This is a genomic window from Streptomyces sp. NPDC007205, assembly GCF_040634095.1.
Lineage (GTDB): Bacteria > Actinomycetota > Actinomycetes > Streptomycetales > Streptomycetaceae > Streptomyces.
Window position 1 is genome coordinate 244,867 of record NZ_JBEYEW010000007.1, and the last position, 20,041, is coordinate 264,907.

The 20,041-nt window shown below is 71.6% G+C and carries 19 protein-coding genes; 8 read left to right on the forward strand and 11 right to left on the reverse strand.

Annotated features, from left to right (window positions below; translation table 11 throughout):
* Positions 1–94: 94 nt before the first annotated feature.
* Entirely contained in the window at positions 95–937 is an 843-nt protein-coding gene (locus tag ABZ624_RS15210; protein ID WP_360087535.1) for a lysozyme, read from the reverse strand.
* 238 nt (positions 938–1,175) lie between these two features.
* On the opposite strand from ABZ624_RS15210, the gene ABZ624_RS15215 reads away from it, so the two are divergent.
* Positions 1,176–1,667 (forward strand): MarR family transcriptional regulator, encoded by a 492-nt coding sequence (locus ABZ624_RS15215; RefSeq protein WP_360087538.1) that lies wholly within the window; start codon positions 1,176–1,178, stop codon positions 1,665–1,667.
* A 16-nt stretch (positions 1,668–1,683) separates the two neighbouring features.
* Here ABZ624_RS15215 and ABZ624_RS15220 read toward each other — a convergent pair whose 3' ends face one another.
* The gene (locus ABZ624_RS15220; RefSeq protein WP_360087541.1) at positions 1,684–2,472 is read right to left on the reverse strand and encodes a protein phosphatase 2C domain-containing protein; all 789 of its coding nucleotides are present in this window, start codon (positions 2,470–2,472) and stop codon (positions 1,684–1,686) included.
* Positions 2,473–2,856: 384 nt separating this feature from the next.
* Here ABZ624_RS15220 and ABZ624_RS15225 point away from each other — a divergent pair, with 384 nt between their 5' ends.
* From ABZ624_RS15225 to ABZ624_RS15245, 5 genes are read left to right on the forward strand one after another with little or no spacing between them, the layout of a single operon-like run.
* The gene (locus tag ABZ624_RS15225) at positions 2,857–6,306 is read left to right on the forward strand and encodes a nitrate- and nitrite sensing domain-containing protein (RefSeq protein WP_360087544.1); all 3,450 of its coding nucleotides are present in this window, start codon (positions 2,857–2,859) and stop codon (positions 6,304–6,306) included.
* On the forward strand, positions 6,303–6,800 hold the full coding sequence (locus tag ABZ624_RS15230) for a roadblock/LC7 domain-containing protein (RefSeq protein WP_360087546.1): 498 nt from the start codon (positions 6,303–6,305) through the stop codon (positions 6,798–6,800). Before ABZ624_RS15225 ends, ABZ624_RS15230 begins: the two co-directional genes overlap by 4 nt.
* Complete coding sequence (locus tag ABZ624_RS15235; RefSeq protein WP_360087549.1) at positions 6,797–7,207, forward strand: DUF742 domain-containing protein; 411 nt, start codon at positions 6,797–6,799, stop codon at positions 7,205–7,207. The genes ABZ624_RS15230 and ABZ624_RS15235 overlap by 4 nt, the downstream gene beginning before the upstream one ends.
* Positions 7,188–7,835, forward strand: coding sequence for an ATP/GTP-binding protein (locus ABZ624_RS15240; protein ID WP_360087552.1), 648 nt, complete (start codon positions 7,188–7,190; stop codon positions 7,833–7,835). Before ABZ624_RS15235 ends, ABZ624_RS15240 begins: the two co-directional genes overlap by 20 nt.
* 15 nt (positions 7,836–7,850) lie before the next feature.
* The gene (locus ABZ624_RS15245) at positions 7,851–9,098 is read left to right on the forward strand and encodes a styrene monooxygenase/indole monooxygenase family protein (protein ID WP_360087555.1); all 1,248 of its coding nucleotides are present in this window, start codon (positions 7,851–7,853) and stop codon (positions 9,096–9,098) included.
* Between the two features lie 31 nt (positions 9,099–9,129).
* Here ABZ624_RS15245 and ABZ624_RS15250 read toward each other — a convergent pair whose 3' ends face one another.
* From ABZ624_RS15250 to ABZ624_RS15270, 5 genes are all read right to left on the reverse strand, one after another.
* Positions 9,130–10,218 (reverse strand): NlpC/P60 family protein, encoded by a 1,089-nt coding sequence (locus ABZ624_RS15250; protein WP_360087558.1) that lies wholly within the window; start codon positions 10,216–10,218, stop codon positions 9,130–9,132.
* A 124-nt stretch (positions 10,219–10,342) separates the two neighbouring features.
* Positions 10,343–10,645, reverse strand: coding sequence for a hypothetical protein (locus ABZ624_RS15255; RefSeq protein WP_360087561.1), 303 nt, complete (start codon positions 10,643–10,645; stop codon positions 10,343–10,345).
* A gap of 4 nt (positions 10,646–10,649) precedes the next feature.
* Entirely contained in the window at positions 10,650–11,309 is a 660-nt protein-coding gene (locus ABZ624_RS15260) for a TetR/AcrR family transcriptional regulator (protein ID WP_360087564.1), read from the reverse strand.
* Between the two features lie 56 nt (positions 11,310–11,365).
* Complete coding sequence (locus ABZ624_RS15265) at positions 11,366–11,650, reverse strand: peptidase inhibitor family I36 protein (protein ID WP_360087567.1); 285 nt, start codon at positions 11,648–11,650, stop codon at positions 11,366–11,368.
* Between the two features lie 163 nt (positions 11,651–11,813).
* The gene (locus ABZ624_RS15270; RefSeq protein ID WP_360087570.1) at positions 11,814–12,752 is read right to left on the reverse strand and encodes a diiron oxygenase; all 939 of its coding nucleotides are present in this window, start codon (positions 12,750–12,752) and stop codon (positions 11,814–11,816) included.
* Between the two features lie 123 nt (positions 12,753–12,875).
* Between ABZ624_RS15270 and ABZ624_RS15275 the strand changes: the two genes are divergently transcribed.
* Positions 12,876–13,985, forward strand: coding sequence for a ferritin-like domain-containing protein (locus ABZ624_RS15275; RefSeq protein ID WP_360087573.1), 1,110 nt, complete (start codon positions 12,876–12,878; stop codon positions 13,983–13,985).
* Between the two features lie 74 nt (positions 13,986–14,059).
* Positions 14,060–14,941, forward strand: coding sequence for a hypothetical protein (locus ABZ624_RS15280; RefSeq protein ID WP_360087833.1), 882 nt, complete (start codon positions 14,060–14,062; stop codon positions 14,939–14,941).
* 5 nt (positions 14,942–14,946) lie between these two features.
* On the opposite strand, the gene ABZ624_RS15285 is transcribed toward ABZ624_RS15280, so the two are convergent.
* The 4 genes from ABZ624_RS15285 to ABZ624_RS15300 form a co-directional block, all read right to left on the reverse strand.
* Entirely contained in the window at positions 14,947–16,404 is a 1,458-nt protein-coding gene (locus tag ABZ624_RS15285) for a penicillin-binding transpeptidase domain-containing protein (RefSeq protein ID WP_360087836.1), read from the reverse strand.
* A gap of 35 nt (positions 16,405–16,439) precedes the next feature.
* Positions 16,440–17,801: an FtsW/RodA/SpoVE family cell cycle protein gene (locus ABZ624_RS15290; RefSeq protein WP_360087576.1), complete on the reverse strand. Its 1,362-nt coding sequence runs from the start codon at positions 17,799–17,801 to the stop codon at positions 16,440–16,442.
* Positions 17,802–17,872: 71 nt separating this feature from the next.
* Positions 17,873–19,123, reverse strand: a complete 1,251-nt coding sequence (locus ABZ624_RS15295; protein WP_360087579.1) for a HAMP domain-containing sensor histidine kinase — start codon at positions 19,121–19,123, stop codon at positions 17,873–17,875.
* Positions 19,120–19,953, reverse strand: a complete 834-nt coding sequence (locus ABZ624_RS15300) for a hypothetical protein (RefSeq protein ID WP_360087582.1) — start codon at positions 19,951–19,953, stop codon at positions 19,120–19,122. Before ABZ624_RS15300 ends, ABZ624_RS15295 begins: the two co-directional genes overlap by 4 nt.
* Positions 19,954–20,041: the final 88 nt, after the last annotated feature.

The window sequence follows — 20,041 nt, forward strand, 5'->3', positions numbered from 1 at the left end:
GAGGTCCGGGCCCTCGCCGTACCCGCAGGCGGCGGAGAACACCGGCGCAGCCGGAACGGCCCCTGCCGGGCGGGCAGGGGCCGGCAGCGGAGCATCAGCCGTTGGCCAGGGCCTGCACCCGGTCCAGGGCCCCGTTGAACTTGTCGTGGTCGCCGGCCGTCGGGCCGGAAGAGGTGTACTGCCACATCGTGTAGTACGACCAGCCGGCCGGCAGCGTCCCCGGGTCCGAGGCGTAGCGGGCGATCCACAGCGGGTCGTCGGCGCCGAAGCCGCCGTAGTTGCCGGTGCACTGGGTCCACCAGCTGCTGGCCGTGTAGATCACGGGGTAGCGGCTGGTGAGCGAGTGGTAGGTGGTGACGAAGTCGGCGATCCAGCTGACCATCTGGCTCGCGCTCTTGCCGTAGCAGGCGGCCCCATAGGGGTTCCACTCGATGTCGAGCGCGCCGGGCAGGGTCTTGCCGTCGCGCGACCAGCCGCCGCCGTGGCCGGCGAAGTAGCTCGCCTGGGTGGCGCCGCTGGCGGTGTCCGGGGTCGCGAAGTGATAGGCGCCGCGGATCATGCCCACGTTGTACGAGCCGTTGTACTGCTGGGCGAAGTACGGGTTCGTGTAGTACGTGCCCTCCGTCGCCTTGGCGTACGCCCAGCGCACCCCGCTGACCCACAGGGTCGACCAGGCCACGTTGCCCTGGTAGGCGGAGACGTCCACGCCCTCGGTCTGGGCGACGGCACTGGAGGCGGGGGTGCCGTGCCGGCCGTCGTGGGCCAGGACGCCCATGCCCATGTGGGCGGAACCGCGGCTGGGGGTGGTCGCGGCCCGGGCGGAGGTGAGGGGCAGGGTGAGGGAGAGCGCCGCCAGCACGGCCGTGACGAAGACGGCGAGGGGGCGCGGGCGCAGGGAGCGGGCGGAGCGGTCGGAGCCGGGTCTGTGCACGGGCATGACGTGCCTCCGGGATGCTGGGGTGGGGGGAACGAGGCGGTGACCGTGAACCGAGAGGCGCACTGGCGTGGGCATGCCATTGATTGCCTGATAAAGAAGCTACGCACGTAGATGACGGCGTGGGAAGGGGGTCCGGACGCTGCCGTTGGTCTACGCCTGCGAAATACTTACGGAGCTGCGGCAATGACGACTTTTGGCAGAAACTTTCAGGACCGGGAAACCGAGCAGGGGTGCTGACGTGCACGAGGACGGAAACGGCGACGCGCATCGCGGCGCCCACGAGGTGACCCCCAGGGGCGCGGACCAGGAGTTCCTGGCACTGGAAAGGGAGTTGACCGTGCTGCTGCGGCGAGCACGGGCCAACCAGGGCGAGATGGCCCGCGAGGTCCATCCCGACCTGGAGTCCTCCGCGTACGGCCTGCTCATCCGCCTGGACGAGCACGGCGGCCAGCGGGCCACGGAGCTCGCCGGCTACATCGGCGTCGGCAAGGCCACCATGTCCCGCCAGCTGCGCGCCCTGGAGGAGCTGGGCCTGATCGCCCGCGAACCCGATCCCGCCGACGGCCGCGCCTGGCTCGTCACCCTCACCGACGAGGGGCGCGGCCGGGTCGGCAAGGTCCGCGAGGCGCGCCGCGCCCGGTACGTCAGCCAGCTCGCCCACTGGGACCGCCGCGAGGTCGCGGAACTGGCCCGGCTGCTCCACCAGTTGAACGGCGTCATGGAGAAGTAGGAACCCTCACCGGGGCTCACAGCTCCACGTACACGACCGTCGCGTCGTCGTGCGTCTTGCTCCGCCCCAGGAACGCCCGCTCCTGCCGGTCCGCCGTCTCCAGTTCCCGCACCCGGTCCACCAGCGACCGGGCGCCCTCCTTCGCGACCACGTCGAACAGGGCCGGCCAGTCGCCCTCGTGGAACTTCTCCGTCCACCGGGTCGCACCGTCCGTCAGCGCGGCCACGGCGCGGACCTCGCGGCGGGGCAGGGTGCCGGCGACCGCACGCGCCGCCACCGACGGATCGGCGGCGGCCGTGAAGAAACCGCCCTCCTTGTTGCGCAGGGTGGCGTCCACCAGGGCGTCGGTGGTGAGCCGGGAGCGCGGAATCCGGGCCAGACGGTCGTCCAGGACCGGGGTGACCGTCCCGTCGGCCCGCTGCAGCAGCAGCGCCGCGTCGGACAGCACCAGGTACTCGACCGTGTCGGCGGACCAGCGGGCCAGGGCGACGGTTGCCTGGGGGGTGCGCGGGTGAGAAAGCTCACAGGTGTCCACATGGGCCTCGGCAGTGCGGCCGATCGCCCGGGAGAGAACCTCCGGGAGCGCCAGATCTCTGCCCGAAAGGGAAAGTTCGGTCAGCGCTCCGCCGAGCCGCGCGGTGAACCAGGAGACGGAATGCAGACACCCCGTCCGGCCTCTCGGCGGGGTCACTCCGTCCAGGACGATCACGCAACCTCCCTGTCCGGAGGCGGGTAGTCCGGCACCGGCGAAGTCCTCGTTGGGTCGGTTCGCGTCGCCGGGTTCCGAAACGAGATCAGTTCGCATCCAGCCAGTCTGCACGAGCCCTTCACAGGATGCGCCAAAGGCTGGCAAGGTCCGCTGAATTGGCACGACCCCGCAGGTCAGCCGCCTGTTTTGGGCGGGAATGAGCGGCTCCGGGAAGGCGTGGCGGCGAATACTGCCAAAGCCTGCGGCGCGCGTCCAACCGGCGTGCCGCGCAAGGGCACCGCACGCGCCACGGGAACTTGCCCGCCAACTCCCCTCCGATGTTCACTCCTTCGGGTGGCGGGTCAGGTGATGCGCGGCCACCGCCTACCGGCGCTGGGAGGGTCGGGAACCGTACGAACCGGGTGTACGCACCACTTGGCACCGAGATGACGGGGCGCCATCCGGTCCCTTGGGTAGACGAGTTCAGGATTGCGAGCACCGGTGCAGAAAAAGCGGCCTCGGCGCACAGGCAGGCAGACGGCCCCCACGGGGACCGCCCAGCAGACCCCCGCGGGCACCGGCCGCCCCACTCATGTGCGCACGCGGCTCATCGTCGCCGTCGCCGTGGTGGCCGCCGCCGTCGCGGGAGCCGGCGCGCCTTCCCTGCTCACCGCCTCGCAGGACGTCAGCGACTCCCAGGACCTGGTGACGCTGGCCGCCCGCACCCAGGACGCCCTCGCCCTCGCGAACTCCCTCGCCGACGAGCGCGACGAGGTCACCTCCTACATCGCGGCGGGCCGTCCCAAGTCCAAGGCCCCGTCCGAGGACCGCAGCGCCCGCGTCGACCGGCAGGTCGAGGACCTGCGCGCCGACACCGACACCCCGGCGGGGCTGCGCGGCGACCTCGACGGCATCGACGCCGTCCGCCGGGCCGCCCTCACCGGCAAGACCTCGGCCCTCCAGACCCACCAGGCGTACTCGGAGACCATCACCGCGCTGCACCGGCTCGCCGAGCAGCTGGCCGAGCAGACGCCCCCGCGGGCCGGCTCCGGCGCCCACGCGCTCGCGGAACTGGACACCGCCGTCCAGCAGTCCGCCGCCGCCCGCGGCCTGCTGCTGGCCGCGCTGAACGTGCCGGCCGGCACCCGCACGGTGATCAACCCCGTCACCGGCCTGCCCGCCACGACCTCCACCACGTCCACGGCAGACCGGAAGCAGCGCGACCAGCTGACCGCCGCCGCCCAGCAGGCCCGGCTGCGCGCCGACGCGGCCCTCGCCGACTTCCGCGCGACCGCCCCCAAGGCGGCCGTCGACTCCTACGACTCCACGGTCACCGGTTCCGACGTCAACTCGGCGGAGAAGTACCTGGCCTCGCTCACCGACCAGCCGACGCTGGCCGACAGCGAGCTGACCACCAGCACCAAGAAGCTGGACGCGGCCCTGTCCGCCCGCGTCGACCTGATGCGCGGCGCGGAGTCGGCGCTCTACGACCACCGCACCAAGGACCTGGCGCAGCTCCGCGACGACGACGTCACCGCCCTGGAGATCCGCGTCGCCGTCCTGGGCGCGTTGATGCTGGTCGCGATCGGCATCGCCACGGCCATGGCCCGTACCCTCACCCGCCCCCTGTCCGTGCTGCGCCGCGGCTCGGCCCGTCTGGCGGAGTCCGAGGACCCCACCACCCAGGAACCGATCGCCTTCACCGGCCGCAACGACGAGTTCGCCCAGGTCGTCCGCTCGGTCAACGCCCTGCACGCGCATGCGGTGGCCCTGCGCGAGCAGACCGTCGCCGCCGGTGAGCGGGTCGCCACCCTGGAGACCGACCGCAAACACCTGGTCGGCCAGCGCCAGAAGATGGCCGACGCCCGCGAGGAACTCCGCGCCGAGCTCAGCGACGCGGTGGCCCGGCTGGAGCGGCTGCGCACCAGCATCGGCGGCACGTTCGTGAACCTCTCGCTGCGCACCCTCGGCCTGGTGGAACGGCAGCTCGCGGTGATCGAGGGCCTGGAGGACCGCGAACAGGACCCGGACCGGCTCGCGACCCTCTTCAAGCTGGACCACTTCGCCACGGTCATGCGCCGCCACAGCGAGAACCTGCTGGTCCTCGCCGGTGCCGAGCACGTCCAGCAGCACCACGGCCCGGTTCCGCTGGTCGACGTGGTCCGGGCGGGCGTCAGCGAGATCGAACGCTACGAACGCGTCCGCATCGCCGCCCTCCCCCCGCACGCCCACGTGGCGGGCTTCGCTGCCGACGACGTCTCCCACCTGCTGGCCGAACTGATGGAGAACGCCACGTCGTTCTCCCCGCCGGAGCTGCCGGTGGAGCTCTCCGGGTGGCTCCTGGAGAGTGGCGAGGTGATGCTCTCGGTCCAGGACGAGGGCATCGGCATGGCATCCGAGCGCCTCGACCACCTCAACAGCCGCCTGACCGACTTCGACCCCGAGTCCCCCTACGACAACGAGGGCGACGCCGGTCTCGGCCTCGGCCTGTACGTCGTGGCCCGCCTCGCCCACCGGCACGGGGTGCGGGTGCAGCTGCGCGAGCAGAAGCAGGGCGGCATCGCGGCGGTCGTGGTCCTGCCGGCCACCCTCCTCACTGAGGCCCCACCGACCACCCTGCCCCCGCAGACCTCGTCCCCGAGCACCACGGGCACCTTCTCCCTCCCCGGCGCAGACGCCGAGGTCAACTCCAACGTCCTCCCCGCCCGCCCCAAGGCCCCCGACCCCCTGGTCGCCCTCGCCGAACGCGCGGTCCGCGGGGCGAATGCCTCCGGCGGTTCGGCGGGGATGGGTGTGTCCGGTTCCGGCGGTTTGGCGGAGGGGGCTGCTGTTTCCGGTGGGTCGGCGGAGGCGGGTGCGTCTGCCTCCGGCGGTTTGGCGGAGGCCGACGCCTCTGGCTCCGGCGGTTCGGCGGGGATGGGTGTGTCCGGTTCCGGTGAGTCAGCGGAGGGGGCTGCTGTTTCCGGTGGGTCGGCGGAGGCGGGTGTGTCCGGTTCCGGCGGTTTGGCGGAGGCGGGTGCGTCTGGCTCCGGCGGTTCGGCGGAGATGGGTGCGTCTGGGTCCGGCGGGTCGGCGGAAGGGGATGTACTCGCTTCCCGTGGGGCGGCGGAGGAGGGCGGGTCTGCTTCCGGTGGGGCCGGCGGTTCGGTGGGGGAGGACGTCCTCGCTTCCCGGGGGTCGGTGGAAGAGGGCGTGTCCGGTTCCGGTGGGTCGGTGGCGGGGGAGGCGTCCGTCTCCCGTGGGCCCCTGGAGAGTGGGTCTGCTTCCGATGCCTCCGGGGGACCGGGGGACGACGCCGAGGCGGCCGAGGGTGCCTTCGGTGGGTCGGCTGCCGACGTGGACGGCGTCGACCTCGGCGGATCGGCTCACGACGCCGTGTGGGACGCCTTCGGCGGACGCTCCGAGCCGACCGCGCGGGACGCCCACGCCGGGCACGGCGAGGACGCGGCGCAGGCCGTCCATGAGCAGGCCGACGCGGATGCGCAGAACGCGGAGACCCGCCCGAAGGCCCCGGCGGAGACATACGCCGAGACGACGATGGAACTGCTCCTCCCGGACCTCGCGACGGAGCCCACGGCCGACCGCACCGAGGCGCCGCAGGCACTGTTCACGGACCCGTCGGCCGCCGACGGCGGGCGCGCCCCGCAGGGGCCACCCGCACCCGACGACGAGAGCCGCACGGGTGGTGCGGGTGGGAACGAGAACCCCGCCGAAGGCGAAGCCGAGGCGGTCACCGCCAAGGGCCTCCCCAAGCGCACCCCCAAGATCACCGTACCGGCCCAGGCCCCGCGCCGCCGGGCCGGAACCGTCGACGCCGAAGCCCTCCGCAGGAGGCTCGGCGGCTTCCGCAGCGGAGCCCAGGCCGGCTACCGCGCCGTAGAAGCAGAAACCGCACACGCCGAAGAAGCCACAGAAGCCACGGGGGGCACAGCCGAGGAGGCAAGCAGTTGACCGCGCCCAGTACGTACGGACTGAGCAGTGAAGCCCGCAACCTGCATTGGCTGCTGACCAACCTGGTCGAGGAAGTACCCGGCATCCAGTCGGTCGCCGTGGTCTCCTCCGACGGCCTGCTGCTCCTCTCGTCCGACCCCGGTCACACCGAGCAGTCCCGTCGGGCCCGCCCGGCGAAGGGCCCCCGCGGCTCCTCCGCCGACCTCGCCACCATCGTCTCCGGCATCGGCAGCCTCACCGTCGGCGCCGCGAAGCTGATGGCGTTCGGCGGGGTCAGGCACACGATGATCGCGATGGAGGAGGGCAGCCTGTTCGTGATGTCGATCAGCGACGGCTCGCTGCTCGGTGTGCACGGCAGCGCCGAGTGCGACATGAGCGTGGTGGCGTACCACATGGCGCTGTTCGTCGGCCGCGCCGGCCACGTCCTCACCCCCGAACTCCGCAGCGAACTGCGCAAATCCCTGGAGGCCGAGTCGACGGGGAGCACCCGATGAGCGGCACACCCAAGAAGCTCCCCATGCGCGGCGGCGACCGTAAACCCGCCCGCGTGCGCCCCTACTCGCTCACCGGCGGCCGTACCCGCTTCGGCCACGTCCTCCTCGTGGAGACGTTCGTGGCCGCGCTGGACGCCCCCGAGGAGCGCAAGGAACTGACGAACGGTTCGCTCGCCACCCGGGTCATGCCGGAGACGCGGGCCATCGTCGAACTGTGCCGCCGTATGCGCACGGTGGCCGAGATCGCCGCGCTGCTGAGCATGCCGCTCGGCGTGGTCCGCGTGCTCCTGAGCGACCTCGCGGACCAGGGAAAGATCCGTGTGTACGGCACCGGAACCGGTCACGGCACCGGCCGCCCGGACCGCGCGCTGCTGGAAAGGGTGCTGAGTGGACTCCGCCGTCTCTGACGCCACCGGCGTCTCCCCCCTCGCCGCCGGATACGCCGAGCCCGACGAGGACCTGAAGTCCTGGCAGACGGACCGCACCCGCGCCCCCATCGCCACGAAGATAGTCGTGGCGGGGGGCTTCGGGGTCGGCAAGACCACCCTGGTCACCTCCGTCTCGGAGATCATGCCCCTGCAGACCGAGGCGCTGATGACCGAGGCCAGCGAGGAGACCGACGACCTCACCGCCACGCCCGGCAAGCTGACCACCACCGTGGCCATGGACTTCGGCCGCATCACGCTCGACGACGACCTGGTGCTCTACCTGTTCGGCACGCCGGGCCAGCAGCGGTTCTGGTTCATGTGGGACGACCTGGTGCGCGGCGCGATCGGCGCGGTCGTCCTCGCGGACACAAGGCGGCTCAAGGACTGCTTCCCCGCGCTGGACTACTTCGAGAGCTGCGGGATGCCGTACGTCGTGGCGGTCAACCACTTCGACGGCAGCGAGCGCTTCGAACCGGAGGACGTGCGAGAAGCGTTGACCATCCCGGCGCACATCCCTGTCATGATCATGGATGCCCGGCGCAGGATCTCGGTGATCGAGACCCTCCTGTCCCTCGTCGCCCACGCGCTGGACGAAACCCCCGAGTAGGAGAACAGCCCCCGCATGCGGAAGATACTCGTCGTCGGAGCCGGCCAGTCCGGTCTCCAGCTCGCCCTCGGCCTGCAGTCGCACGGCTACGAGGTCACCCTGATGTCGAACCGGACCGCGGACGAGATCCGTTCCGGCCGGGTCATGTCGACGCAGTGCATGTTCGACACGGCACTGCAGCACGAGCGCGATCTCCAGCTGAACTTCTGGGAGTCCCAGGCCCCGAAGATCGAAGGGCTCGGCGTCTCGGTCGCGGCCCCCGGCTCGCACGACCCGGGCCCCACGCAGCGGGCGATCGACTGGGTGGGCAAGCTGGACGGGTACGCGCAGTCGGTCGACCAGCGGGTGAAGATGGCCGGCTGGATGGAGACCTTCGCGCAGCGCGGCGGCCAGCTGGTCATCCACGGCGCGGCGGTCGGCGACCTCGACTACTTCTCCCGCACCTACGACCTCGTCCTGGTCGCCGCCGGCAAGGGCGAGCTGGTCCAGATGTTCGGCCGCGACGCCTCGCGCTCCCCCTACAGCGAGCCGCAGCGCGCGCTGGCGGTGGCGTACGTCCACGGGCTGGGCCCGCGCCCCGAGCACCCGGAATTCCACGCCGTCCGCTGCAACCTCGTCCCCGGCGTCGGCGAGCTGTTCATCATGCCGACGTTCACCACCTCCGGACCGGCCGACATCCTGTTCTGGGAGGGCATACCCGGCGGCCCGCTCGACGTCTTCAACGGCGTCAAGGACCCGGCCGAGCACCTCTCCCTGACCCTGGAACTCATGGAGAAGTTCACGCCCTGGGAGTACGCGCGGGCCACGAAGGTCGAACTGACCGATGCCGGCGGCACGCTGGCCGGCCGCTACGCCCCGACGGTCCGCAACCCCGTCGGCCGGCTGCCCGGGGGCGGGCTGGTCCTCGGTGTCGCGGACGTCGTCGTGGCCAACGACCCGATCACCGGCCAGGGCTCCAACTCCGCCGCCAAGTGTGCGGCCGCGTATCTCGCCTCGATCCTGGAGCACGGGGACAAGCCGTTCGACGAGGAGTGGATGCAGGCCACGTTCGACCGGTACTGGGCCACGGCTCAGCACGTCACCAAGTGGACCAACGCGATGCTCATGCCGCCGCCGGAGCATATCCTGAACCTGATCGGCGCGGCGGGTCAGCTGCAGCCGGTGGCCGACCGTTTCGCCAACGCGTTCAACGACCCGGCCGACTTCGAGAACTTCTTCTACGAGCCGGAGAAGACGGCCGCCTACCTGGCCTCGGTGGCCTGATCGCCGTAGGGGCGTGGGAGCGTCGGCCGCTTCAGGTCCTTCTGGGCTGGTCGCGCACTTCCCCGCGCCCCTGGGAGTTCTCCCTCGGATCGGCATCAGGGCGGACCGCGCCGAGGATCGGGTAGGACGCCATCGGGGAGATCACGATGTGCTCTCCCGGTCTCGGGGCCTGTACGACGTTGCCGTCGCCGACGTACATCGCCACGTGCGTCGCCTCCGGGAAATAGACGACCAGGTCACCCGGGCGCAGGTCGTGCAGCGGGACCCGTCGCAGCCGGTGCCACTGTTCCTGGCTGGTGCGGGGGATCGGGGTGCCGGCGTGGGACCAGGCCTCGGAGGTCAGGCCCGAGCAGTCGTACGCCGAAGGCCCCTGCGCGCCCCACTGGTACGGCTTGCCGAGCTGGGCCATGGCGTAGTGGACCGCGCGGTCGCCCTCGGGGGAGGCGGGGCGGTCGTCGGGGAGTGCGCCGGCGGTGCCGAGCTTCTGCTGGGCCTCGGTGACGCCCTGCTGTTCCAGGCCGGCGATCGCGGTCAGCTGGGCCGGCGTGAGGGAGGCCAGCAGGCGTTCCACGTCGCCCAGCCTGGCCCGGACGTCGTCGCGCTGCTTCTCCTGCCGGCCGGCGAGGGCGAGCTGGGTGTCGAGGGCCTTGCGGGCCGCCCGGGCCAGGGCGTCCTTCCGCTTCTCGGTGGCGGTCAGCCGGCTCACCGTGCGGGCCCGCTCGCGCGCCAGCTCGCCGATGACATGGCCCTCGTCCAGCGCGTGCTGCGGGTCGCGGGCGAGGAGCAGGTGGACGTACGGGCCCAGGCCGTCGCTGCTCTGGTACTGCTGCCGGGCCAGCCGCCCGGCGTCGGTGCGGCTGTCCTGCAGGGCGAGGCGGGCGCGGGTCAGTTCGCCGTCGAGCCGGGACAGCTCGGCACGCTGCCGCTTCAGCTTCTCCGCCGTGGCGTCGTAGGTCTCGGTGGCCTGTTCCGTCTGCCGGTACAGCTGCTGAAGGTCCGTCAGGAGAGCGGACACGGAGCGCTGTCGGGGATCCGGCGCGGCCGTGGCCGGTGCGGGTGTGAGGACGGCCTGGGCCGCCACCGCTGCCGTACAGGCCAGGCGCAGAAGCGTTCCTGACACGTCTTCACCTCCGGTGCCGGTGAGGGCGGGCTCTCCGCCGCTCGTCGCACCGGGATCATCACGTGATAATCAGACGTGTCCGTGCGGGCCGCGCCCCGAGCGTGCGCGGTTCGGCGCAACCCTGTCACTCGTTCGCGTCGTCCGGCTTGCCGGGCGGCGTGCCCTGTGGCCTGGACCAGGGCCACCGGAGCCTGCCGCCGGAGGTGTCGTCCGGGTCGTACCGGTACTTCCACCCCTGGATCAGGCCGAGCCGCCTGCTGTGTCCGCGCGGCACGCGGCGGTAGACGAGCACCGTGGCCGGGCCGCCGTCCGGGTCCGGGACGGGGATGCGGTACGTCTTCGGGGGGTGCCCGGTGGGGCCGAGCAGGACCGGCAGTACGCGCCCGTCCATGGGGCCGCCCTCGAAGGGGGTGTGCTGACTCTTCACGGCTTCAGTCTCGGTCATTCCCGGCGAGCGCGTCGATGACGGCGGCCGACTGCGGATCCCGGCCGGCGGTGACCGTGAGCATGGCCTGGAACTGCTCCACCAGCCAGTCGCGCAGCTCCTCGACCGGGGGCTGCTTGTCCTCGTCCAGCCAGATCAGGGAGGCCGCCTCCACGGCCGTGATCCACGTCCGGACGGTCATGCGCAGCCGGGGGCCGGGGTCGGTGACGCCGAGGTGGCCGTGGATGTGCTCGGCGGCGGCCCGGCGCACCCCGTCGACGATGGCCGTGGTCCGTGAGGTCTCCACCACGCTGCCGCCCTGCAGCAGCGCGCTGAAGCCGGTGTCGTGCTCGTCGACGAAGGCCAGATAGCGGTCCAGGGCGTGGGACAGGCGGGCCAGCAGCGGGCCCTCGCGGGGCTCGTCGAAGCACAGCTGCAGCTCTTCGGCGGCGGAGCGCAGCGCTGCCTCGTACAGCTGCTGCTTGCCGCCGGGGAAGTACCGGTACACCAGCGGACGGGAGACCCCCGCCGCCTCCGCCACGTCGTCCAGGGACACGTCCTCCGGTGCGCGGTGCGCGAAGAGGGAGAGCGCGGCGGCGAGGAGCTGACTGCGGCGCTCCTCGACACTGAGCCGGCGGTAGGCGGGGGTGGTGGCCTGCGGGGTCATGCCTCGCAGCGTAGTCGCCGGGCGGTGGGGGTGCCGGGTGTCCGGTGGGCGTGGGACTAGTTGACGCCCTTGAAGCTCATGGCACCGAAGGGGAAGCCGTCGGCCAGCTTCACGCCCCAGTTCAGCGACAAGACCTTCCCCTTGCAGCCCGTCTTCGAGTACAGGTTGAGCATGTGCCGGGTGTTGTTGTTGATCGACCGGATCGGCACGGAACGGCTGTTGTTGCAGGCGCCGAGCTGGGTGTTCACCTTCCCGTACCGGCCCGTGTAGTGCTCCTGGGACCACAGGCACGTGTAGTTCTTCTCGCAGCCCCCGCTCGCGGCGTGGGCGGGGGTGGTCATGACGGCGACGCCGATACATCCGGCCGCAGCCATCACACCCGCCGAGCGAGCGATGTGCTTGAGGAAAGTCACTGATGAACCCCGTATGTCAGATGGCAGTTGACGCATGCGGCCGCGATTCATCAGATGATCATTCCGGCCGCGTCGCCAGTTCAGCCACCCCCTACGCCAGCAACCCGGAGGACCTCCACAGCCGCCTGCCGACCCCCCGCAGCACCCCGATGTCGTCGAGGAAGTCCGTCAGTCTCCGCGCGCCGGTCTGCATGACCTCGCGGCGATGCGCACTGGCCTTCACCTGCTCCATCGCCTCCCGCTTGTCCAGTCCCACGTTCGTGTACACCTCGGGATTCACGAAGGCGACCGAGAAGACGCGGGCGAACTCCCCGGAGGTGACCCGGGTGAACTCCTGCGACCACTTCGGCGCCGTCACCATCTGGCGCCGCAGCTCCTCACGGGCGTACCGCACATGCCGCGCCTCCTCGACCACATGGATGCGGGTGACCCCCCGGACCAGCGGCTGGACCCGCTCGTCGGGGAAGGTCAGCCGCTGCATCCAGTCGAGGACCTCCTCACCGAGGAGCGTGGCGGTGAAGGAGCCCGGGGTCGTCGAGATGGTCTTGAACAGGCGGCCGAGGTTCCGGTGGGCCCGGCTCACCGGATACCAGGGCGCGTCCCCCCGCGCGATCAGCCGCGCGAACATCTTGGAGTGCCGGCACTCGTCCTCGATCTCGGTGAGCGCGTAGCGCACGTGCGCACTCGTCGCCGCCTTGTCGTAGATGTGCCGGACCAGCAGCTGCATCAGGATGATCTCGAACCAGATGCCGAGCGAGGCCAGCGCCGCCGCCTCGTGCTGGGAGAGCAGGATGCGCTGCTCCTCGGACATCTGCCGCCACATCGGGGTGTCGTAGAGCGAGACCAGCTCCGGCGGCCAGAACCATTTGCCCTCCTCGAAGGGCGCGTCCCAGTCCAGCTCCTCGTCCGGGTCGAAGGAGTGCTTGGCGGAGGAGACCAGCAGCCGTTCGGCCACCTGCTCCCGGTCCTTGAGCAGGCCGAGCGCGTCGCGCAGGCCGTCCAGCGCGTCCGCTTCCGTCAGGGTCGTCATGGCTCCCTCACCTCGTTACCCGGGGGTACGTCGTCCGCCTCTTATGAGACTGCTTGTCAGCAAGGTCGTCAATCCCTTGCGCATGACTTGTTGACTTCGCGTCTACGTGTGAGCCTGCGAGGTATGCCGACCCATGACCTGTACGCCAACGACCCCGGTGACTCCCCCTGGCAGGTGCCCGCGAGCGGCGCCGCCCGGTTCAGCTGGGATTACGACGACGGCCGCGACCGGCTGCTCGCCCTGTACCAGAAGGGCAAGGACAAGCAGTGGGACGGGCAGAACCGCATCGACTGGGACCTGGAGGTCGACCCGTACGACGCGCTCGGCACACCCGAGGAGGCCATGTCCCTGTACGGCAGCAAGTACTGGGACAAGCTCACCGAAAAGGACAAGGGAGAGCTGCGGCGGCACTACGCCTCCTGGCAGTTCAGCCAGTTCCTGCACGGCGAGCAGGGCGCGATGATCTGCGCCGCGCGGATCGTGGAGTCGGTGCCCGACCTTGACGCCAAGTTCTACTCGGCCACGCAGACGATGGACGAGGCCCGGCACGCCGAGATATACGGCCGGTTCCTGCACGAGAAGATAGGCCTGGTCTATCCGATCAACGACAACCTGCAGTCCCTCCTCGGCGACACCCTGCGCGACAGCCGCTGGGACATGCCGTACCTGGGCATGCAGGTGCTCATCGAGGGCCTGGCGCTGGCCGCGTTCGGGATGATCCGGGACACCACCGACAAGCCGCTGCCCAAGCAGATCCTGACCTACGTCATGCAGGACGAGGCCCGGCACGTGGCCTTCGGCCGGCTGGCGCTGAGGGACTACTACAAGCAGCTCACCGACGCCGAACTGCGCGAACGCGAGGAGTTCGTGATCGAGGGCTGCTATCTGATGCGCGACCGGCTCCGGGGCGTCGAGGTCCTGGAGAACTTCGGCATCCCCAAGGCCGAGGCGGAGGCGCTGAGCGAGCGCTCCGAGTTCCTCCAGCTGTTCCGCAGGCTGCTGTTCAGCCGGATCGTGCCCTGCGTCAAGGACATCGGCCTGTGGGGCAAGCGGCTGCAGCAGGCCTATGCCGACATGGGCGTCTTCGAGATGGGCGACTCCAATCTGGACCTGCTGATGGCCCAGGACGAGGAACTGGCCGAGCAACTGGACGCGGAGCGCTTCGCAGCCGAGGAGCGGGACCGGATCGCGGAGGTACGGGACGCGATCGAGGCGGGGGCGACGGAGGGCTGACGCGGCCGGGGTTCCGTGTGGCTGAGGTGGCTGCCGGGGCGTTCACCCCGGTGCAGTAGCGTGCTGGCGTGTCCATGCCTCCGCCCCCGCAGCAGCCGTACCCCAACGGCCCCCAGCAGCCGCCGTACCCGTATGGCCAGCAGCCTCCGCAGTCCGTCCCCGGCCCGTACGGCCAGCCTCCGCAGTCCGTCCCCGGCCCGTACGGCCAGCCTCCGCAGTCCGGTCCCGGCCCCTACGGCCACCCGTACCCGCCGCAGCAGCCGTACCCGCCCCAGCCCTACCCCCAGCAGCCGTACCCGGGCTGGGGCGCGCCGCCCATGGCTCCGCTCCCCAAGAAGCGGCGGGTCGGCCTGATCCTCGGGATCGTGGGCGGTGTGGTCACGGCGGTCGTCGTGGGGCTCGTCCTGCTCGGGGCGGCGGCCGAGGGCGGCTTCCCCGAGGCGAAGAACAAGCTCACCCTGCCCAGGACGCTGCTGGAGGGCAAGTACCGGCTCGCCAAGGACATGTCCGACACCGAGGGCAAGAAGATCGAGAGCGAGGCGGACGGAGCCTGGGACGCCGAGGACACCCACGGCGTGGTCGGCAGCTACACCGTGGACGGCGACGCGGCCAAGGGCACCCTGGTGATCTCGGGCATGTACGGCCGGTTCAAGAACGCCGACGTGGCCCGCAGGAACATGATGAAGGGCGCCGCACAGAGCGACGGTGCCACGGTCGCCGTACCCGCGAAGGACTTCGACCTGGATGTGACGATCACGTGCGAGGTGGTCACCCAGGTGCAGATGGGCACGAAGATCACCCTGCCCATGTGTGCCTGGGCCGACGGCAACACGGGTGCCACGGTCGCCGTGGTGAACACGCCGCTGCTGTCGCAGAACCCGTCGGACGTCGACCTGGAGGCGCTCGCGAAGAACACCCTCAAGGTCCGCGACGAGGCGGTCGAACCGATCGTCTGACCCTCTCACCGGCCGAGTACCGCCCGCATCACGTCCCGCGCGATCGGCGCCGCGTCCCCGCCGCCGCTGATCTCGCCGCGGTCCGCGGAGGCGTCCTCCACCACCACCGCGACGGCCACCTGCGGCTCCAGGGAGTCGTCGGCCTGCGCCCAGGAGACGAACCAGGCGTACGGCACACCGGCGTTGCCGACCCCGTGCTGCGCGGTCCCGGTCTTGCCGCCCACCAGGGCACCCGGGATGGCCGCCCGGGTCCCGGTGCCCTCCTGGACGACAGCGGTCATCAGCTCCTTCATCCGCTCGGCCGTGGAGGGCTTCATCACCTGCCGCACCGGATGCGTCCCGCTCCCGGCGACCGTCTCACCGCTGCGCCGGGTCGTCCGGTCCACCAGATACGGCGACCGCAGCTGACCGCCGCTCGCCACCGCGGACGCCACCATCGCCATCTGCAGCGGTGTGGCCCGCGTGTTGTACTGCCCGATCGAGGACAGCGCCAGCTGCGCCCGGTCCACGTGCGCGTCGAAGGTGCTGGGCGCGACGGAGAAGGGGATGCGCAGCCCGGTGTCGTTGAACCCGAACGCGCCCGCCGTGGCCACCATGCCCTTCACCCCGACGTCCACACCGAGCTTGGCGAACACCGTGTTGCACGACCACTCGAAGGCCGACCGCAGCGAGGCGTCCCGGCAGTCGTCGGCCTCGTTGGTCAGCCGGGTCCTGGTTCCGGGCAGCCGGTAGGGGTCGGGGGAGTCGGTACGCGCGTCCAGGTCGGTGACCACGCCCGCGTCCAGCGCCGCCGCCGCGGTCACCACCTTGAACGTCGACCCCGGCGGATAGGTCTGCCGCACCGCCCGGTTGAGCATGGGCTTCTCCGGGTCGTGGTTGAGCCGTGCCCACGCCGAGGTCACCGCCTCGCCGTTGCCGGACAGCTCCCCGGGGTCGTACGACGGACTCGACACCAGCGCCAGGATCCGGCCTGTGGCCGGCTCGATCGCGGCCACCGCGCCCTTGCGCCCGGCGAGCCCCCGGTACGCCGCCTCCTGCGCGCCCCGGTTCAGCGTCGTGACGATGTTCCCGGCGTCGCGGGCCCCTCGCGTCACGTCGTTCCACAGCGGCAGCGGCGACAGCATCGGATCGGTGCCGGAGAGCACCCCGTCCCCGGCGTGCTCCAGGAACGTCGTGCCGTACGACTGCGAGGCGAACCCGGTGACCGGGGCGTACAACGGTCCGTCCTTGTAGGTGCGTTCGTAACGCAGCTGCTCGCCGGTGTCCACGGATCCGGTGACCGGCTCGTCGCCGACCAGGATGTCGCCGCGCGGCTGGCCGTAACGGGCGATCGTGGATCGGCGGTTGGCCGGGTTGCCGTCGTAGAGACCGGACTGCACCACCTGCACACGGGCCGCGTTGACCAGCAGGGCCGCCAGCAGCAGGGTGCAGAACGCGCAGGCGTGCCGGATGTACCGCGCCATCGGCTGTCCGCCCTCGTGGAAGCCGCCGTACTCGCTCACGGGGCCTCCCGGCCGTCGTACTGGCTGCGCGCCGAGTCGCTCACCCGGATCAGCAGCGCCACGATCGTCCAGTTGGTGACCACCGAGGAGCCGCCCTGGGCGAGGAACGGCATCGCCATACCGGTCAGCGGGATCAGTCCGGTGACCCCGCCCGCGATCACGAACACCTGCAGCGCCAGGATCGAGGCGAGCCCGACCGCGAGGAGCCGGCCGAAGGGCTCCCGCAGGGCCCGGCCCGCCCGGTAGCCGCGCTCCACCAGCAGGGCGTACAGCAGGATGATCGCCGCGAGCCCCGCGAGCCCCAGCTCCTCACCGGCCGTGGCCAGGATGAAGTCCGACTTGGTGGCGAAGCCGATGAGGATCGAGTGCCCGAGCCCGAGCCCGGTGCCGAGGACCCCGCCGGCGGCGAAGGCGAACAGCGACTGGGAGAGCTGGTTCGGGCCCTGCCCGGCCTCGATGGTGGCGAAGGGATGCAGCCAGTCCTCGATCCGCTGGTTCACATGCGGCTCGAACCGCCCCACGGCGAAGGCCCCCAGCACGGCGAGCAGCAGCCCCACCGCCATCCAGCCCGTCCGCCCCGTGGCGACGTACAGCAGCACCACGAACAGCCCGAAGAACAGCAGCGAGGTGCCCAGGTCCCGCTCCAGCACCAGCACCCCGACGCTCAGCAGCCAGATCGTCACGATCGGCCCGAGCACCCGCCCGGTCGGGAACTGCAGCCGCCACAGCCGGCGGCCGGTGTAGGCGAGCGCGCTGCGGTTGGCGGCCAGATAGGCGGCGAAGAACACCGCGAGCAGCACCTTCGCGAACTCACCGGGCTGGATCGAGAATCCGGCGATCCGGATCCAGATCCGGGCGCCGTTGACCGCCGGGAACAGGATCGGCAGCGCCAGCAGCCCGAGCGCGACGGCCACGCACACATACGAGTACCGCTGGAGCGTCCGGTGGTCGCGCAGCACCAGTACGACGACGATGAACAGCCCGATGCCGAGCGTGGACCACACGAGCTGGGCCAAGGCCGCCTGGTCGTGCGGGGTCTCCAGGTCCAGCCGGTAGATCAGGACCAGCCCGAGCCCGTTGAGCAGCACACCGATCGGCAGGAACAGCGGGTCGGCGTACGGCGCCCGGATGCGCACCGCGAGATGCGCGCACAGCGCGAGCACCCCGAGCCCGGCGCCGTAACCGGCGGCTCGCGGCGGGACGGTGCCGGTCCGCGCCAGACCGACCGCGCAGTAGCCGTACACCGACAGCAGTACCGCCAGCAGGATCAGGGACAGTTCGATGCCACGGCGCCGGGGGAGGCGTACGGCGGGCGCGGAAGCCTGCGCCGCCGCCACGGTGGTTCCGGCCTTGGTCATGCCGGGAACCTACCCAAACAGGGCGTCTTGTGCGCCGTGCCTGCTGCCGCCCGCGTGGCGTGCCCCGAGCTCTACCGTCCCTCAACCACCGGCAGGACCAACGTGGCAACGGCCCCGCCGTCCACCGCGTTGGCGAAGAACAGCCGCGCTCCCAGCACCTCCGCCTGCCCCAGGGCGATGGTCAACCCCAGCCCGTGCCCGGTGGCCCCGCCCTCCGTGCGGAACCGCTGCGGCCCATGGGCCACCAGATACTCCGGATACCCGCTCCCGTGGTCCCGTACGGTCACCACGGCCCCGTTCACCGTCACCACCACCGGCGGTGCCCCGTGCTTGTGCGCGTTGGCCACCAGATTCCCCAGCACCCGCTCCAGCCGCCGCCGGTCGGTCTCCACCCGTGCGTCGGCCAGGACGCGCACCTCCGTGTCGGTGCCCGAGGCCCGCACCACCCGCCGGGCCAGCGCCCCCAGCTCCTCGGTGTCCACCGCCGGCTTCTCCCGGCCGGTGTCCAGCCGGGAGATCTCCAGCAGGTCCTCGGTGAGCGTGCGCAGCGCCGCCACCCGGTCCCGCACCAGCTCCGTCGGCCGGCCCGGCGGCAGCAGCTCCGCCGCCGCGTGCAGCCCGGTCAGCGGGGTGCGCAGTTCGTGCGCCACGTCCGCGGTGAAGCGCTGCTCGCTCAGCAGCTTGCTCTGCAGCGACGAGGCCATCGTGTCCAGGGCGGCGGCCACCGCGGCCACCTCGTCCTGGGGGCGGGACGGGTCCTTCGTACGGGGGTCGTCGACCCGTGCGTCCAGGTCGCCCCCGCTGATCCGCCGGGCCACGCGAGCGGTGCCGTGCAGCCGCCGGGTCACCCGGGTCACCGCGAACACGCCGACCAGCACCGTCGCCCCGATCGCGAGACCCGAGGACCACAGGATCGAGTTGTCGAGCCCGGCGATGGTGCGGGCCTGCTGCGAGTAGTCGACCGCCACGGCGAGCGCCCGGCGCCCGGCGACCGGGCCCGCCGCCCACATGGTCGGGCGCCCGTCGTGCGAGGAGACCATGGTGCCGCGCTCGCCGGCCGCCGCCATCGTCCGCAGCGGCGCCGGCAGCCCCCGGGGGTCCACCCCGGCGTTCGGCAGCAGCGTGTCCCCGGCCTCGTACGCCTGGGTGGCGTCCGCCAGCTTGGACAGGGCCAGGCTGCGGGCCTGGCCGACGGTCTGGTTGGTCACCGAGACATGCACCAGGACGCCGAGCAGCGCGGCCAGGGCACAGCACATCACCGTGATGAACGCGGCCGCCTTCACGGCGAGCGGCCCGGCCCACCGGGGGAGCATGAGTCTCATCGCGAGCTCGCCGAGGGGGAAGCGGAGGAGTGAGTGGAGGGGGAGGCGGACGAGGCGGACGAGGAGTCGGAGGCGGACGAGGAGGCGGAGGGGGAGGCCGACGTGGAGGCGGAGGGCGAGGCGGACGGCGTGGGCGATGCCTTCTTGGCGTGCCGGCCCCCACCCGTGCGCAGGAACTCGTCGCGGGAGAACACCATCGCGCGCTGCTCCGGGTCCCACACCCAGGTGGCGCGGTACTCGTATCCGGAGATGTCGCCCGGTGAGCGCTCGATCAGCGTCCGGCCGGCCAGCTCCACCCCGATGATCGCGTCGTTGTCGCTCAGCACCTTCACCAACTTGTGCTTCTCGACCGTGTAGACCCGTACGCCCGTCTGGTTGGTCGGGTACAGCCGGAAGCCGAGCGTCATGTCGTTCCGGCCGTCACCCGTGAGGTCCCGGTAGTACGGCTTCAGCAGCGGGCAGCGGCCCCGGTCGCCGCCGGGCTGGCAGGCCTTCAGCCGGTCCACGGTCGCGTGGTACGCCCCCTTGGATCCGTAGTCTTCCGGATGCGCCTTGACCTCGGCCTCGACCACGGCCACCGGGTCCACCGCGCGGATGTCGTCGCCGGGGACCGTGATCCCTTTGACGACCTCCCTGGTCGCCACGTCGTAGGGGTAGGCCGGGCTGGAGGCCGGGCGCAGGTCGGGCCAGAGCTTGGCCGGGCTGACGGCGGTGGGGGTCGCGCCCGCGCCCCGCAGCCCGCCGGTGTCCCCGCAGGCCGCCGCCGTCGCCGACAGCAGGGCGACGACGGCCGCGGTGACGGCGGTGCGCGCGGGACGGCGGGCTGACACGGTGCTCCTGGGGCGTCGGGGGCGGTCGGGCCCCGTCCACCTTATGGGTAGACGGAAATTTATATGTAAGTCCTTTTTGCACCCGCAG

What these genes read in the sequence shown, in the direction of transcription:
- ABZ624_RS15210 (WP_360087535.1), bottom strand. Translation starts at nt 937, where the DNA reads ATGCCCGTGCACAGACCCGGCTCCGACCGCTCCGCCCGCTCCCTGCGC.
- ABZ624_RS15220 (WP_360087541.1), bottom strand. Translation starts at nt 2,472, where the DNA reads ATGCGAACTGATCTCGTTTCGGAACCCGGCGACGCGAACCGACCCAAC.
- ABZ624_RS15235 (WP_360087549.1), top strand. Translation starts at nt 6,797, where the DNA reads ATGAGCGGCACACCCAAGAAGCTCCCCATGCGCGGCGGCGACCGTAAA.
- ABZ624_RS15245 (WP_360087555.1), top strand. Translation starts at nt 7,851, where the DNA reads ATGCGGAAGATACTCGTCGTCGGAGCCGGCCAGTCCGGTCTCCAGCTC.
- ABZ624_RS15260 (WP_360087564.1), bottom strand. Translation starts at nt 11,309, where the DNA reads ATGACCCCGCAGGCCACCACCCCCGCCTACCGCCGGCTCAGTGTCGAG.
- ABZ624_RS15265 (WP_360087567.1), bottom strand. Translation starts at nt 11,650, where the DNA reads ATGACCACCCCCGCCCACGCCGCGAGCGGGGGCTGCGAGAAGAACTAC.
- ABZ624_RS15270 (WP_360087570.1), bottom strand. Translation starts at nt 12,752, where the DNA reads ATGACGACCCTGACGGAAGCGGACGCGCTGGACGGCCTGCGCGACGCG.
- ABZ624_RS15275 (WP_360087573.1), top strand. Translation starts at nt 12,876, where the DNA reads ATGCCGACCCATGACCTGTACGCCAACGACCCCGGTGACTCCCCCTGG.
- ABZ624_RS15280 (WP_360087833.1), top strand. Translation starts at nt 14,060, where the DNA reads ATGCCTCCGCCCCCGCAGCAGCCGTACCCCAACGGCCCCCAGCAGCCG.
- ABZ624_RS15285 (WP_360087836.1), bottom strand. Translation starts at nt 16,404, where the DNA reads ATGGCGCGGTACATCCGGCACGCCTGCGCGTTCTGCACCCTGCTGCTG.
- ABZ624_RS15290 (WP_360087576.1), bottom strand. Translation starts at nt 17,801, where the DNA reads ATGACCAAGGCCGGAACCACCGTGGCGGCGGCGCAGGCTTCCGCGCCC.
- ABZ624_RS15295 (WP_360087579.1), bottom strand. Translation starts at nt 19,123, where the DNA reads ATGAGACTCATGCTCCCCCGGTGGGCCGGGCCGCTCGCCGTGAAGGCG.